The organism is Vibrio penaeicida (assembly GCF_019977755.1).
In the GTDB taxonomy this organism is placed as follows: domain Bacteria; phylum Pseudomonadota; class Gammaproteobacteria; order Enterobacterales; family Vibrionaceae; genus Vibrio; species Vibrio penaeicida.
Map to the genome: position 1 here is coordinate 2,329,561 of NZ_AP025145.1, position 14,637 is coordinate 2,344,197.

Consider the following 14,637-nt stretch of genomic DNA (forward strand, 5'->3'; position numbering starts at 1 on the left):
AATGCCTTTTTTCACTCAAAACCCTAAAATGTAATATTTATTTACACTTAGAGGCTAAAGCTCCAAAAAACTCACTTAACCCTTTATTAAACATAATAATAACCTCAGAAATTGAGCCAATTAAAAAACAATAAAATATACTATTCATTCATATTTATTGCATAAATTGAGCCAAATAATAAACTTTGACCTCTCAACATAACTTGCATAGTGAATAGTCAATATATTTATTAAATATCAACATATTAACTAACAAAATAAAGATAATAAATTCGATATATTTACTTTATTTTACTCTAGTAAATTATTTTATGGAATGAAGATCAAATCTTTGTTTTTGATTTTGTACAAATATCATTGTGAGCCTTTTATGAATTTTTCTATTAGAAAATAAACTTTAATATTCTCGTTGTGGACAAGAGAGGAACGAGACAGTAGTTCCGAACTTAATGTAATAACTTATTTGATGTACTTAAAAATTGGATTGTTATCGCTACATATAAAAGCCAAAAAATAGTTAGTTTTTAAAATCAATAAACATTAAGTATTTAATATCATTGATTTTAATTTACAAAAACACAGAATTTTAATGTTAGAAATCTGTTTTATCTATTAAGCATTTATTTCTCTCTGAGAAATAAGCGGGCTCTCTATGTCGCAATTACTTGAAAATTAAATTTATTTCTTTTACGAGTGGGTGAATAATGATGAAAATTTTAACTTTATTATTAGTTGGAAGTGTATTTTCGGTAAGTGCGCAAGCGGCAAACATGTGGAAAACGGTATACGAACAGCTTGACCTAGGTGGGCTAAAGACACCAAATGAAAAAGTTCATATCGAGTGTCATTTCGACTTGCTCTCGGTGAACTTAACCAAAGATCATGACATCACTAAACTAAAAATGAACAAAGCCCCAAACCGCAAACGTTGTGAGTTTGCAATAAAGGATGTCGTTAAGCGTGATACCCCGTTTAAATTCTCTTTTGATTTCAAGACTAACGACAACTTTGCTCACTATAGCCAATGGCACAGCTACTTCCAGCTACATTCAGTACCAGATCAAGGTGAAGCGTGGCGCTGTCCAATCATGGCTCTTGAGTCTATAAACGGCACTTTGAGAATGTTCAACCGTTGGGATGAAAACCAAATATCAGTGACGAAGAATGGGACATGTGGCGGTACTGGTAACTCAATCGAATACAGAAAGCTATTCAGCGATTACTACTACGAAGCAGACAGTTGGTATAATGTAGAAATCAGTGGTGAACTTTCTCATAACAAAGATGCATGCTTAACAGTAAAAATTAACGATGAAGTGCTATCTGATGTATGTGGTCCAAACACATTCAACGATATTCAAAAGCCTTACATCAAGTTCGGTATCTATAAACCAACTTCATGGGAAGTGGATAACGAAGAAATTGAATTAAGTGTTAAGAACATTCGCTACCACGAGCTAGCCAACTAAAAAGTAAATAAAAACAAAACGCCGCACTGACTTACAGTGCGGCGTTTTTATATTCAAATGGAATTTTAAAGCCGTATGTAAAGGCTAAAACTGATTACGGCGCGAGTCGGTCTATCGACCACTCATCATCATCGCGTGAAAATAAGAAGCGATCATGAAGGCGATGCTCACCGCCTTGCCAAAACTCCATACTTTCTGGCTTCACTCGAAAGCCACCCCAAAACGTCGGAACCGGAATTTTTCCATTCTCAAATTGCTTTTTGACTTCCATATACTTGCTTATCAACATGCTACGAGCAGATAACCGGCTACTTTGCTTGCTGGCGATCGCGGCAATTTGGCTCTCTTTCGGTCTGGAGCTGAAGTATTTCATGTTCTCCATTGCCGTTAGCTTTTGAGCGACACCAGTCACATGTACTTGTCGTTCCAATGGGTGCCAAGGGAAATGAAGACTGATCTTACTGTGACTATCGAGGTGTTGCGCCTTACGGCTACCTAAGTTGGTATAAAATACAAATCCCTCTTTATCTACACTTTTCAACAACACTATTCTTTGGAAAGGCATGCCGTTTTCATCAACGGTCGCGACTGTCATCGCCGTCGGATCACTCAATTTGGCATCTACAGCTTGCTGAAGCCAAAGATTAAATTGATCAATCGGATCAGATTTCAAATCTCGACGCCTTAAGCCGTCTTTTGTGTATTCACGGCGAATATCTGAAAGTTCCATTTCGACTCCTTCTGGTTTCCGATGATTTTGCGCCTAAGGATTTTGGAACTCAAGTCATTTTTCTTTATGTTTTCTTTTCCGCTTTACCAGTCCATAGAATTCAAAAACACGTATTTTGAGGTAACTATCTGCCGCCTAGATATGTGAATGTATTTAGCTGAGGTATAATTAAATGAACAACTTAACAATTTATTCATCAAATCCGAAGATTCACAAGCGTTAGCATGAAAATTGCTTCAAGATAAAACACACAAATTTTTGTTGACCGTCTGATTTGTTGCAAGGGAAATACATGGACACCAAGAGCCTGAAAAAGCTGGACTCAAAAGAACTAGACTACGTGGATGATAAAACAGCCGCTTTACTTTTGAATACACCGAGTAGTGCTAGAATTCTTCTTTGGGTGGTCGTACTGTTTTTTGCCATTGCCATTGGTTGGGCTGCTTGGGCACAAATTGATAAGGTAACCGTAGGTCAAGGTAAGGTTATCCCGTCTTCACAATTACAGGTGGTTCAAAACCTTGAGGGAGGATTAGTTAAAAAAATCCTTGTTCACGAAGGTGAGATGGTTGAAAAAGGACAACAGCTTCTTCTGATTGATGACACCAGATTTCGTTCTGATTTTCGTGAAAGAGAACAGCAAGTCACCAACCTAACAGCCAATGTACTGCAATTGTCCGCTTCCATCGCGAGTATTAAAATCCGTGAAGATTTAGATCCGGATAACTGGCAAGACAGCGTTGTTATCGAAAGCGATAAACTGATCTTCCCTGAACAACTGGCTGAAAACGACCCACAATTGGTCGCGCGCCAATTTGCAGAATATCGCCAAGATCTCAATAATCTAAAGAATCAGGTATCTGTTCTTGATCAACAAGTAGAGCAGAAACTTCAAGACCTTGTCGAAATCAAAGCTCGAGTTACCAACCTTCAACGTAGCTACGATTTCGCCAAAAAAGAACTCGATATTACAAAACCATTAGCAACAGAAGGCATCGTCCCTCGAATCGAGTTGCTAAAATTGGAACGACAACTCAACGATACCAGTCGAGAACTCACTTCTACGGAACTTAAAGTGCCGGTATTAACCTCTGCCATCCGCGAAGCTATTTTGAGTCGAATCGATGCCGCTTTAAAATTCCGCTCGGAGCAACAAGAAAAGCTTAATCAAGCACAAGATAAATTGTCATCGCTGACCGAATCCACGGTTGGGCTTGAAGACCGAGTGAACCGAACCATCGTCGTATCTCCGGTTACTGGCACAATAAAAAAAATGCACACAAATACCGTAGGTGGTGTTATTCAACCCGGCATGGATTTAGTGGAAATCGTCCCAACCGAGGACACTCTGTTGGTCGAAGCAAAGATTGCCCCACAAGATATTGCCTTTTTAAGACCCGGTCTGCCTGCTATCGTTAAATTCAGTGCTTATGACTTTACTCGATACGGAGGGCTTGAAGGCATTTTGGAACACATCAGTGCGGATACCATCCAAGATGAAGAAGGCAACAGCTTTTACCTTGTGCGAGTACGGACTTTGCAAGACAGTTTTGGTCATTCAGAACAGCTCCCAATCATTCCAGGAATGACGACCTCGGTCGATATTATAACGGGAAAACGTTCTGTTCTGGATTATCTATTGAAGCCTATATCACGTGCCCAACAAACGGCTTTGCGTGAATAAACCGGGGATTACATTGAATGCGATTCGGAGGAAACCATTGTCCTTTACCAACTATTTGGCGCGTAACATTGCCTCAAACATTCAGTGAAACGTCCTGATTTTTGATGGCGATTAACCGAATAAAAACAGGTGCATTATTGATGTGCCTGTTATCACTTCCATTCACTTCAGTAGCTCTAAATACGAAAGAGCAACGCTGGGTAGAGGCTGTTCGAGGCACATACGGTGATCGCGCAGCGAAACGCGTTACGGCTTGGCGTAATGGCATTGCCGACTACCACAATTTGAAAGAAAAAGATCAACTTGAAGCCGTCAACAATTTCTTTAACCAGATGAATTTTGTCGACGACATAAACCTGTGGGGACGTAAAGACTACTGGGCAACACCCCTAGAATTTCTAGGAAGCGCTGGTGGGGACTGTGAAGATTTCACAATTGCGAAGTATTTCTCATTGCTTGAGCTCGGCGTCCCAGATAAGAAGCTCCGCTTAGTGTACGTTAAAGCGATTGAATTAAATCAATTTCACATGGTTCTGGCCTATTACCGAACACCAAGTTCGCAGCCTTTGATTTTGGATAACTTGATTGCAGATATTAAACCAGCTTCGAAGCGCAGAGACTTACTGCCTATCTACAGTTTTAACGGTAAAAACCTATGGCTAATGAAAGAAAAAGCCAGTGGTAAGTTAGCAGGAAAATCCTCTCGCTTGAGCTTATGGAACGACTTACGCTCACGCGAACAAAAATTGAAATTAAATAAACCCATTATTAATTATGATGAGTAAGCACCATGACACTATATAGACAGCTAGTCGCTTGGATGTTGGCAGTATTTCTACTGTTAATAACCTCGGTCTTTGCGATTGAGTTTAACACCACACGGAATTTCTTAGAGCAAGCGCAACGCTCTGAGGTGAATAACACCATCAACACCGTCGGGCTAGCGTTAGCGCCTTATCTTGAAAATCAAGATGAAGTTGCCGTGGAGTCTGTTATAAACGCCTTGTTTGATGGCAGCTCATATTCCGCAGTCAGGCTCATCTTCCTTAGTAACGATAAGGAAATAGTTCGAACCTACCCGATTAAGAATCACGATATTCCCGACTGGTTCACGAATTTGGATTTGTTTAGAACGATTCACGATCGTCGAGTCGTAACCAGTGGATGGCTCCAATTGGCAGAAGTGGAAATAATCAGCCATCCAGGCGATGCCTACTTCCAACTTTGGCAGGCTCTCACCAGCTTAGTCACTCTATTTACAGGAATCTTCATCATTGGTGCGGTGGTGATTTCTGCGGTAGTGAGACGCGCATTGACCCCACTAACACTCATCATTCAGAAGATGAAAGAAGTCGCCAACAATCACTTTGGTGAACCACTTGAACGCCCACGAACTCGAGACTTGATTGCCGTTGTCGATGGGATTAATGCCATGTCTGCACAAGTTGAAAAAAGCTTTAAAGCGCAGGCAAGAGAAGCCCAACAGTTGCGTGAAAGAGCGTATATGGATCCGGTATCACATCTGGGTAACCGCTCATTCTTCATTGGTCAGCTAAATACATGGTTAAGCGAATCTGCAGTAGGCGGTGTGGCTATCTTGCAAGCAGCCTTTATAAAAGAAGCGTACGACGACGAAGGGTACGAGATTGGCGACAACCTTGTTAAAGAGTTGGCAGACTTGCTCAAAGCAACCACTTCATCTCCAGACGTCACCATTGCACGCATCAATACCGCTGAGTTTGGTTTCATTCTCCCTAACTTAGAAGAAAGTGAATTGCGCATGGTGTCGGAAAGCATCATGAACTACACCCAAGATATTCGACCGGACCCGACGGGCACCGCGCCATCTTCAGCTTACCTAGGTGTGGTCTATAATGAAAAGCGCAAAAATACAACCGAGATTCTTTCCTTGGTGGATAATGCACTTTCAAATGCACATGCCCATCCAGAAAAATCATATGACCTTGTTACGGATAAACAAAACCAAGTGCTTCTTGGTAAGCAGCAGTGGCGTACCTTGGTTGAAGAAGCCATTAGTAATCAATGGGTAGAGTTTAAACTACAGACTGCAAACACCACGACGGGAGCGACCTATCACCGCGAGGTTTTCTCTGCCATTGAGAAAAATGGTGAGCGCTTCACTGCCAACCAATACCTGTTTGCGTTGGAGCAATTAAATGCAGGTCATATCTTTGACCAGTACGTTATCGTGGCGATGTTAGATAAGCTCCGCAGCCGAGAAGTCACGGATACCCTAGCAATCAACTTAACCATCAGCAGTGTCACTGAGCCAAGCTTTATTCGCTGGCTGACACAAACCCTAACCAAGAATGGCGCACTGGCTAAAAAACTGCATTTTGAAATTCCTGAGTCTTGCTTTATCAACCACCAGCACCACACCGCTTTAATCTGTCACGCTATTCGCAGCGCTGGCGCTGATTTTGGTGTGGACAATTACGGTCGTCATTTCCACTCCTTGGAGTACATCAACGAATTTAGACCGGCTTACGTTAAGCTAGATTACCTGTACACCCACCAAATTGATGACGAGAAGCAGAAGTACACACTTACTTCAATTTCTCGAACTGCGCATAACCTTGGGATAAAAACCATCGCTTCGCGCGTAGAAACACAAGCACAGCTGGATTTTCTTTCTGAGCACTTTATTGAAGCATTCCAAGGCTTCATTGTTGATAAATAAGTTTTAAGGTCTATCAAGGATGCAAGATCCGTTGTTGAACTCGCTGGTGTACATTAGCCGCTACTATGGCATGTCGAATTCACCAGAAGCACTCGTAAGTGGCTTACCGTTAGCAGACGGTAAGCTGACACCCTTCCTTTTTCCACGCTCAGCAGAAAGAGCGGGGTTAGTTGCCCGTGAAAATCGCACTGAATTTGAAGGCATTCCAGAACTGATTCTGCCTGCAGTCTTGCTTCTCAAAGGGGGGGACGCTTGTGTACTTGTGAGCATAAACCGCGAAACACAAGAAGCAGAAGTGGTGACATCAGATTCTCACCTAATGCCAATTTCGCTGCCTCTTGAGGAATTGAAACAGCTGTATACAGGGCGCTACTTTTTAGTTAAAAAGCAATTTCGCTACGACGAGCGTTCTCCAGAAGTATTGAAACCGCGTGATGGGCATTGGTTTTGGAGTACTTTGCTGGAATCCAAACACATCTACCGCGATGTATTGATTGCTTCCATTCTGATCAACCTGTTTGCCATTGCCGCCCCTATGTTTACGCGATTGGTGTACGACAAAGTGGTGCCGAACCTTGCGTTTGAATCCCTGTGGGTATTAGCGTCTGGTATTTTTGTTGTCTTCCTGTTCGACTTTCTTCTTAAGTTGCTGCGAAGTTACTTCATTGATGTGGCGGGTAAGAAATCCGATGTTCTGATTTCGTCGAAATTATTCAGTAAAGTCATGGGCATTCGAATGGAATCTCGCCCAGCATCTGTGGGGGCGTTTGCAAGGCACTTACAAGAGTTTGAATCGATAAGAGAGTTCTTTACCTCTGCAACAGTCTCTTCATTGATTGACCTCCCTTTTGCGCTGCTGTTTTTGGTGGTCATATGGTTGGTGGCCGGTAACCTTGTCATTGTGCCAATTGTCGGAATTCTCATTCTGATCCTTCACTCCATGCTTATCCAAGGTCCTTTGAGAAAAAGCATCGAAGAAGGATCGCGCTTGGCTTCACAAAAATACGCCAACCTGATTGAAAGCCTTGCGGGGCTGGAAACCGTTAAAGTTTTTGGTGCACAAAGCCAATTCCAATACCGCTGGGAAGAAGCGGTTGCTCATATGGCAAACTGGAACATCAAAAGCCGACGCATTACCGACTCCATTCAAAACGCTGCTGGCTTTATTCAGCAAACGGCAAACGTCGGTATGATCATTGTGGGTGTGTACCTGATTGCCGAGGGCGAACTGAGCATGGGTGGGTTAATCGCTGCCACTATGTTGAGCGGTCGCGCAGTCGGTCCTCTCGTACAGCTGTCACTGCTTTCTACTCGATACAATCAAGCTAAATCTTCTATGACCATCATCGAACAAGTGATGTCGATGCCAGAAGAGCAGGAAGAAGGCAAACGCTATATCCATCGCCCCATCATTCAAGGAAAGATTGAGCTCGACCGCGTGACATTTCACTATCCGGACTCCGATCTCGCTTCAGTTCGAGACGTGAGTATTTGCATCAATCCAGGTGAAAAAGTGGCGATCATTGGTCGTATTGGTTCAGGTAAAACAACGATAGAGCGCCTCATTATGGGGCTTTATCAACCCACAGAAGGCAATGTCCGAATTGACGATACGGATATCGCGCAGCTGCACCACGCTGATGTACGCCGCAACATTGGTTGTGTACCACAAGATATCACTCTGTTCTTTGGCTCAATTCGAGACAACATTACGCTTGGTCAACCTTTAGTGGATGACAGAGAAGTACTGGATGCGGCAAACCGAGGTGGTGTGACCGTATTTACTCAACAAGACCCCGCAGGGCTTGAAAGGCAGGTAGGTGAAGGTGGGCTTCTACTGTCTGGCGGTCAGCGCCAATCCGTTGCTATATCGCGAGCATTCCTTGGCAGGCCTCCGGTTTTACTCATGGACGAACCAACCAGTTCTATGGATAACCGTTCCGAAATGCACATCAAACATCAGCTTGTTAATCTGAAAAAGAGCGAGACGCTGATATTGATAACGCACAAAACCTCAATGCTCGATGTCGTAGATCGTGTGATTGTAATGGAAAAAGGGGCAGTGATCGCCGACGGACCGAAAGAGCAAGTTCTCAACAGCTTAAAACAAGGTCGCGTGAAAGCATCGTAGTACTGAGCCTACAGCCAATAATGATGCCAACATCTATTTGTGAACTCAGCCCTCTCTAACCGAGAGGGCTTTTTTAACTTAATCTATCCCCTGCATCTGATGGGTATATATCCGAAAGCGTCATCACAATTTAACCACCACACTTCCTGCTTTGCGCCCTTCTTCCACACGACGATGAGCTTCCACCAACTTGTCGAATTCGAAAATCGAATCAATAACTGGGTTTAATTTATCGGTCTCAATCAACGTTTTTATCTGGTTCATATCACTCTTTGTTTCGATAGCTAAACCACACACAACTTTTCTTCGCCCCCATATTCGCGTAGTCAGCATGCGATAAAAATCAGTAAGACCGCCTGATGCAGCGAGCCAAACTCCATCATTGGTGAGCAAGTGTTTACAAGCTGAGTATTTAAGATTACCAACCGTGTCATATAGAATGTCGAACTCGCCAGATCTATCTTCAACCGCCCTTTCTGTGTAATCCCAAACATCGTGAGCACCAAGGGATTGGACGAGCGCTTTCTTTGCTAATTGACATACGGCGGTCACTTCCATTCCTTTGTTTACCGCAATCTGAATACCGTAGCTACCCAGCGCGCCACCCGCACCGTTGATAAGAATGCGTAATTTTGGTCTTGTTGAGATCCGATGATGCAAAAAATACCAAGAAGCTGTCGCTCCAAAGGGGATGGATGCCGCTTGTTCAAAGGTTAAGCTTGAAGGCATATGCGTTACAGCAGCGGACTCCTCGAGCAATAAATACTCGGCGTGCGCACCCATTTCTGTTCCAGTACCACCAAAAACGCAGTCTCCGGTATTGAATTGAGTCACTGACTCCCCGATAGCCGCTATCTCTCCAGAAAATTCAGTTCCTAGCACTTGTTTCTTGGGAGTGAAGATGCCATTAAACAGGCGTACAGCCCATGGGTCGGCTTTTCGCATACGAACATCGGCAGAAGATACCGTTGTTGCTCGTACCTTAATCAAAATCTGATTTTTGTCTACAACTGGAATATCCAAAGCCTTTGTTTGTAATACATCTGTATCACCGTAACGCTCATATATCATCGCTTTCATTATCTGTCTTCCTAGCTCATTCACTCGCCTCACTTTAAAACGACAAAGAATCCTTAACTTGATAGTTTGTGCGGTACTGGTTACTTTTTTACTGAAGTCACAATTTGGTTCTGGTCAGGGTTTGGCTTAAATCACTATTCAACTCCATCGTTTTGGAAGGACGGCATGTCACATTTAATCTCGCAGCTTCAAGAGTTGGTTGAACATATTGAATCTCACCTAGATGAAGACATCGACATCGCCCTATTAGCAAAGCGGTTTAGTATGTCACCGTGGCACTTTCAACGAATGTTCAAAGGCTTAATTGGCGATACATTAGGAGGATACATTCGCGGACGAAAGTTGACGCGAGCTGCGCAGCAGTTGATTCATACCGAGCTGGGAATTATTGATATAGCGCTGAATGTGGGCTTTGGCTCCCACGAGGCTTTTACACGTTCATTCAAGCACTACTTTTCAATCACTCCGAAACAGTTTCGCCAGCAAAGCCCCGTTGTAAACTTGAGAGAAAAGCCTGTACTTACTCAATCACTTTTCTCACACCTAAATAATGGTATGAAGCTTGAGCCGCAAATCATTCATCAACCAGAATTGCTGCTGGTCGGTTTTGAAACCACTATTCCCTCTCCATTTACCTTTGAAGAGAGTTTTTGCGATTTACTCGAAGCGCCTTGGATGCAATTATTGGGGAGGCGAGAAGAACTCAAACATGCAAAAGACGACACCTACTACGGGCTGACTATTAGCCCTTCAGGCACTTTTTTAGAAGATGAAGTGACGTACCTTTCTGCGATGGAAGTATCCGATCGACAACTTATCCCTAGTGACATGAAGACTCATAGGCTTCCTCAGCAAGAGATTGCCGTATTTGAAGTAGAAGAGGTAAGTGAGGACTCCGTTGGTAAAACCATGGATTACATTTATGGATACTGGCTACCCAATTCGGAATATGAACGAGGTACGGGGCAAGATTACGAACTGTTTGAAAACCTGAAAAACTTTACGTTACCTGAAATGAAATCCAAGTACATTATTCCCATTCGCTCCAAAACTAGATCTTGATTAAACGCCATATAAAACGAAAAACCCCGCCACAAGGGCGGGGTCAAAACTCTAAAAGTAGAAAAGGCAGTGGTAACTTTTAGAATTTAACTTCTAGACCTGCTGCATAACCCAGCTCAGTCTTAACCTTGTCACCGTTTGCTTCTTTAACATCAGCGTGACCTAGTTCTGCGTAAACTTTCACATTGCTGTGGAACTTGTGAGTTACGTTTGCGTAGAAGTTGTGTACTTTTGCAGCATCTTTTGCATCACCGTAGTCGTAACCACCAGCAATCGACGTTTTCTCATCAAGAGCATACGCTGCAGAAAGCTTAGCAATGTTGATCTTGCCATCAACCGTTACTTTGTCGCCGCCGCTTAGCTTAGTTGTTGCGTAAGAAGCACCAACAGTAATCGCATCAAACGTACCTTTAACCTGCGCTAGTGCAGAGTTAGATTTTACGTTTTTCGCCGTTACTTTACCGAAAGTTGCTGTATCCAACTTCACCTGCTGAAGGTAAACAGCCGCTTCTACGTTACCGAACTTGTAGCCACCAGCAACATCGTAAGCAAACTTGTGCTCACCTTTAGTTTCTTTAACTTCAGCGTAAGAACCACCAACCCAAGCATTACCAAAAGTACCTGCGTACTTAGCAACTGAATCGCCAGAACCTACTGCTAACGTTTCAACTTCATCATCAAAGAACTTAATACCGAACTCGATGTCGTTAGAGATACCAGCACCGTCGAAAGTCGTTGATTGACGACCTGCTGTAAACGTACCGAATTTGCTGTGCTGTAGACCAACATACAGCTCGTCGTTCTCAACGTCTGTTTTTTCGAATTTAAATGCTGCTTTACCGATAGCCGTTAGCTCTTCATCTACTGTTACTGTAGTAGTTGCGAATAGGTCGCCATCGTCTAAACGGAATTTGCCTACTGATTTTTCAGCACGTTCTTTTTTGTACTGAACTTCAGCGGCACCACCAAGATCTAGCTTAACGCCATCCTTGTTGTAAATTTCTGCTGCGTTTACTGATGTTGCTGCAAGAGTTACTGCAACAGCTAGAATTGTCTTTTTCATTATCATTCATCCACTGCTAATTATATTTAATTGCAAAAGAATTCATTTGCGCAATGGATATTAGACATAAGACGTTAGTTATCAATAGTCCCTTACTCACGCTTACACCATACAAACCAATCACTTACAACACCTTACGTTTCTCATCTTTCATTACACAGAGAGGCAAATGTTTACAATTGACGAAGTAAAAAAGTTGCGATGATAAGAGATAAGCTTTAGGAGTTTGGCGTACGGATTCGTTAGGTTATCGTGATTACCTCCCCCAGTATTTATGCTAACACAACGTAAACAAAGAGAGCGGTAAACGCACAGTGCAATGCCGAAACAGAATAAAGGATGAGATAAAATGGACGCTTTTGCGTTTTATGGCGAAACACTTCTCTACCAATAAGCGCACCAGGCCAGCCACCCAACATAGCCAAGCCGTGCAATGTGGCTTCTTTCACTCGACGATTCCCTTTGATCGCTTGCCGTTTATCCCACCAGTAGAAAAAGAGCGTGAATAAACTCAAAAGCTGTGACACCAATAACCAATAAATTGGGAGGTGGCTATAAAATAGGGAGACAAACAAGAATAACCAATAGAAGACGGACAACTTCACGGCACCTCCTCGGCTTTAAAGGGAATGTAAGATGACAAGTGGAACCTGCCATTGTGGCAATATCACGCTGCAAGTAAAGACACTTCCAGACACTTTAACTCAATGCAACTGCTCTCACTGCTTTAGAACTGCGCCTTTATACGGCTACTACACATCGCCTGAAGTGGATGTGATCGTGACTTCTGGTGTAACCGATGGATACGAGTGGGGTGATCGAATGATTCACTTCCACCATTGCCCGATATATAAAATACATACCCATTACACGGCAACAGATAAAGCGGGAATGGATAGAGTGGGCGTGAATTTCCGATTGTTTGACAGAGAAATGGTTGAATCTATTCGTGTGCGGCGTTTTGATGGCGCGGATACATGGACGTTTCTGGATTAAGGCATTTCTATGGTCTGCTGGCGTGTTAATCTGTATGACACAGATTAGCTCTTCATCATCGCTTCAAAGCTAATTTCATAGTGATTGTAAGACAGTATGGAAGGACCATGTTCACGACGTGTGACTACCGTGTCCTCACCAAATCTAACCGTTACACGGGAATACACTTTGTTTTTTACGGTGATGGTATTCGCCGAAAGCATTTGCTCAAATTCAAGTTCAACCGCATCGAGCTTTTTCTTGGTTCGAGTGAGTAGATCGTTGTTTTTTTCTTTTAAAGAAGCAACGTTATCCACCATATCTTGAGTCCGCTCGGATTTAGGTGTTTTGGAAAGCTCCAATTCCGCCCGAACCACCTTCATGGTTTCTTCTTGAACTTTTTTATAGTTCTCTTTCAGCTTTTCAATACCCGCTTTGTACTTTTTATAGCGAGCACAAGCTTCCACATTGGTGACAGAATCGCCTTCAACGCCTAAGTTCACGCAGGTAATCTTTCCACCAACTTGGGTGTTGCCTCCACTTAGCGTGCCCTGTTTTCCATTCGCATCACAGACACTTAGATCGCCTCCACAACGGACTTCGTTTTGCAGGCTATGGATGGCAAGAGTAATGTCATCGTGAGCTTGTACCGTCGCATACTGAGCATATTTACTCGTAATGGAGCCACCAGAACGGACAACACAGGCATTCTCTTCACCTTCTCCAACTGGGCGACCGATAATACCTTTTGCAGCGGTAATATCTCCATGAGCCTGAACATCGGCCGATTCAATAAAACCACCCACCGTGATAGAGCCAGTGGCAAGCACCTTCATTCCGGGTTCTATATCGCCCGTAATGACAACGCAACCTTTGAATTTAATATGACCGGTCGATACATCGACCTTGCTCAAACACAGCGCATTATCAACTTCAACGCTCGAGCCTTTCTTCATGACTGGCATTCCAGACACGGATGCACGAAGTAAATTAGGGTTGTTTTTGCATATATAAGTGCCCTTCCCTTCTCGTAAGAGTTTGTCGGTTCCGGGTTTAGGAGGGATAGCTTTGCCACAAACAGTAAAACCAGGCGTACCTTTCGTCGCCGGTTTACGCCGTAAAAGCTCTTCATTTTCGGCAACCGTTATGGTTTCACCGAGATTACGCATATCAACACGGTGAGTAACCGTATTAACTTCTTGTGGTCTGAGTACGCGGCTGTTGATATCGGGGAACAGTGAAATGAATTCCGCATCTTTTCCGTCTACAGGACGCTTACCAATGGCTACTGCCTGAGAAAACTCTTGCCCTGGTGGTACCTTATGGCTCATCGCCAGTACCTTTTTTAGCGCGAGTTTATTGATGCCTTTGGTGACATGTGCCGCGGATAGCGCTTCTACAATTTCGCTGCCTCGAAGTGCTCGACCTCCTTGAGCACCTTGTACAACCATACGCGCGATCATATCGTCATCTTCGAGCTCAACGGTTACCCTTGCATTTTTACGGTACGCAACTTTGACACCCTGAAACGCTTCTTTTTTCGCCTTACGGGCAGCGCTAACAAAGGTTTTTACGGCACCATCGTCTAAGAAGAAGGAAGCGGCACCCAAATTTTCGATGGCGTGATCAAGTCCCAGCTCACCGAAGTCAGGCTCTACAGCCATATCGGTGGGCATCTGTGCTATGACACTTTGATCATCATCCGAAAGTCGGATGAACTCTTTCCACATAGTCCGTCACTC

At 43.3% G+C, this 14,637-nt stretch carries 12 protein-coding genes; 7 read left to right on the forward strand and 5 right to left on the reverse strand.

Annotated elements, in window-relative coordinates; all coding sequences use genetic code 11:
- The first annotated feature begins 704 nt into the window (after positions 1-704).
- Complete coding sequence (locus tag LDO37_RS28635; RefSeq protein ID WP_126607741.1) at positions 705-1,469, forward strand: heparin lyase I family protein; 765 nt, start codon at positions 705-707, stop codon at positions 1,467-1,469.
- 94 nt (positions 1,470-1,563) lie between these two features.
- Here the strand turns inward: LDO37_RS28635 and pdxH are convergent, their stop codons facing one another.
- On the reverse strand, positions 1,564-2,199 hold the full coding sequence (gene pdxH, locus LDO37_RS28640) for a pyridoxamine 5'-phosphate oxidase (RefSeq protein ID WP_126607742.1): 636 nt from the start codon (positions 2,197-2,199) through the stop codon (positions 1,564-1,566).
- Positions 2,200-2,491: 292 nt separating this feature from the next.
- On the opposite strand from pdxH, the gene LDO37_RS28645 reads away from it, so the two are divergent.
- The 4 genes from LDO37_RS28645 (at position 2,492) to LDO37_RS28660 (ending at position 8,715) form a co-directional block, all read left to right on the forward strand.
- Positions 2,492-3,883, forward strand: a complete 1,392-nt coding sequence (locus LDO37_RS28645; protein ID WP_126607743.1) for an HlyD family type I secretion periplasmic adaptor subunit — start codon at positions 2,492-2,494, stop codon at positions 3,881-3,883.
- Positions 3,884-4,023: 140 nt separating this feature from the next.
- Positions 4,024-4,668: a transglutaminase-like cysteine peptidase gene (locus LDO37_RS28650; RefSeq protein ID WP_399481619.1), complete on the forward strand. Its 645-nt coding sequence runs from the start codon at positions 4,024-4,026 to the stop codon at positions 4,666-4,668.
- Between the two features lie 5 nt (positions 4,669-4,673).
- A complete protein-coding gene (locus LDO37_RS28655; RefSeq protein WP_126607744.1) occupies positions 4,674-6,584 on the forward strand; it encodes a bifunctional diguanylate cyclase/phosphodiesterase in 1,911 nt (636 codons plus the stop codon).
- Positions 6,585-6,603: 19 nt separating this feature from the next.
- Entirely contained in the window at positions 6,604-8,715 is a 2,112-nt protein-coding gene (locus LDO37_RS28660; RefSeq protein ID WP_126607745.1) for a type I secretion system permease/ATPase, read from the forward strand.
- A 123-nt stretch (positions 8,716-8,838) separates the two neighbouring features.
- Here LDO37_RS28660 and LDO37_RS28665 read toward each other — a convergent pair whose 3' ends face one another.
- Positions 8,839-9,795 (reverse strand): NAD(P)-dependent alcohol dehydrogenase, encoded by a 957-nt coding sequence (locus tag LDO37_RS28665; protein WP_126607746.1) that lies wholly within the window; start codon positions 9,793-9,795, stop codon positions 8,839-8,841.
- Between the two features lie 165 nt (positions 9,796-9,960).
- Here LDO37_RS28665 and LDO37_RS28670 point away from each other — a divergent pair, with 165 nt between their 5' ends.
- Positions 9,961-10,857, forward strand: a complete 897-nt coding sequence (locus tag LDO37_RS28670) for a helix-turn-helix domain-containing protein (RefSeq protein WP_126607747.1) — start codon at positions 9,961-9,963, stop codon at positions 10,855-10,857.
- 79 nt (positions 10,858-10,936) lie between these two features.
- On the opposite strand, the gene LDO37_RS28675 is transcribed toward LDO37_RS28670, so the two are convergent.
- Together LDO37_RS28675 and LDO37_RS28680 are read right to left on the reverse strand one after the other, a co-directional pair.
- Positions 10,937-11,920, reverse strand: coding sequence for a porin (locus LDO37_RS28675; RefSeq protein ID WP_185829799.1), 984 nt, complete (start codon positions 11,918-11,920; stop codon positions 10,937-10,939).
- Positions 11,921-12,192: 272 nt separating this feature from the next.
- Positions 12,193-12,525, reverse strand: a complete 333-nt coding sequence (locus LDO37_RS28680) for a DUF1294 domain-containing protein (RefSeq protein WP_221768531.1) — start codon at positions 12,523-12,525, stop codon at positions 12,193-12,195.
- Between the two features lie 31 nt (positions 12,526-12,556).
- Between LDO37_RS28680 and LDO37_RS28685 the strand changes: the two genes are divergently transcribed.
- Entirely contained in the window at positions 12,557-12,916 is a 360-nt protein-coding gene (locus LDO37_RS28685) for a GFA family protein (protein WP_126607749.1), read from the forward strand.
- Positions 12,917-12,960: 44 nt separating this feature from the next.
- On the opposite strand, the gene LDO37_RS28690 is transcribed toward LDO37_RS28685, so the two are convergent.
- A complete protein-coding gene (locus LDO37_RS28690) occupies positions 12,961-14,625 on the reverse strand; it encodes a DUF342 domain-containing protein (protein ID WP_126607750.1) in 1,665 nt (554 codons plus the stop codon).
- Positions 14,626-14,637 lie beyond the last annotated feature (12 nt).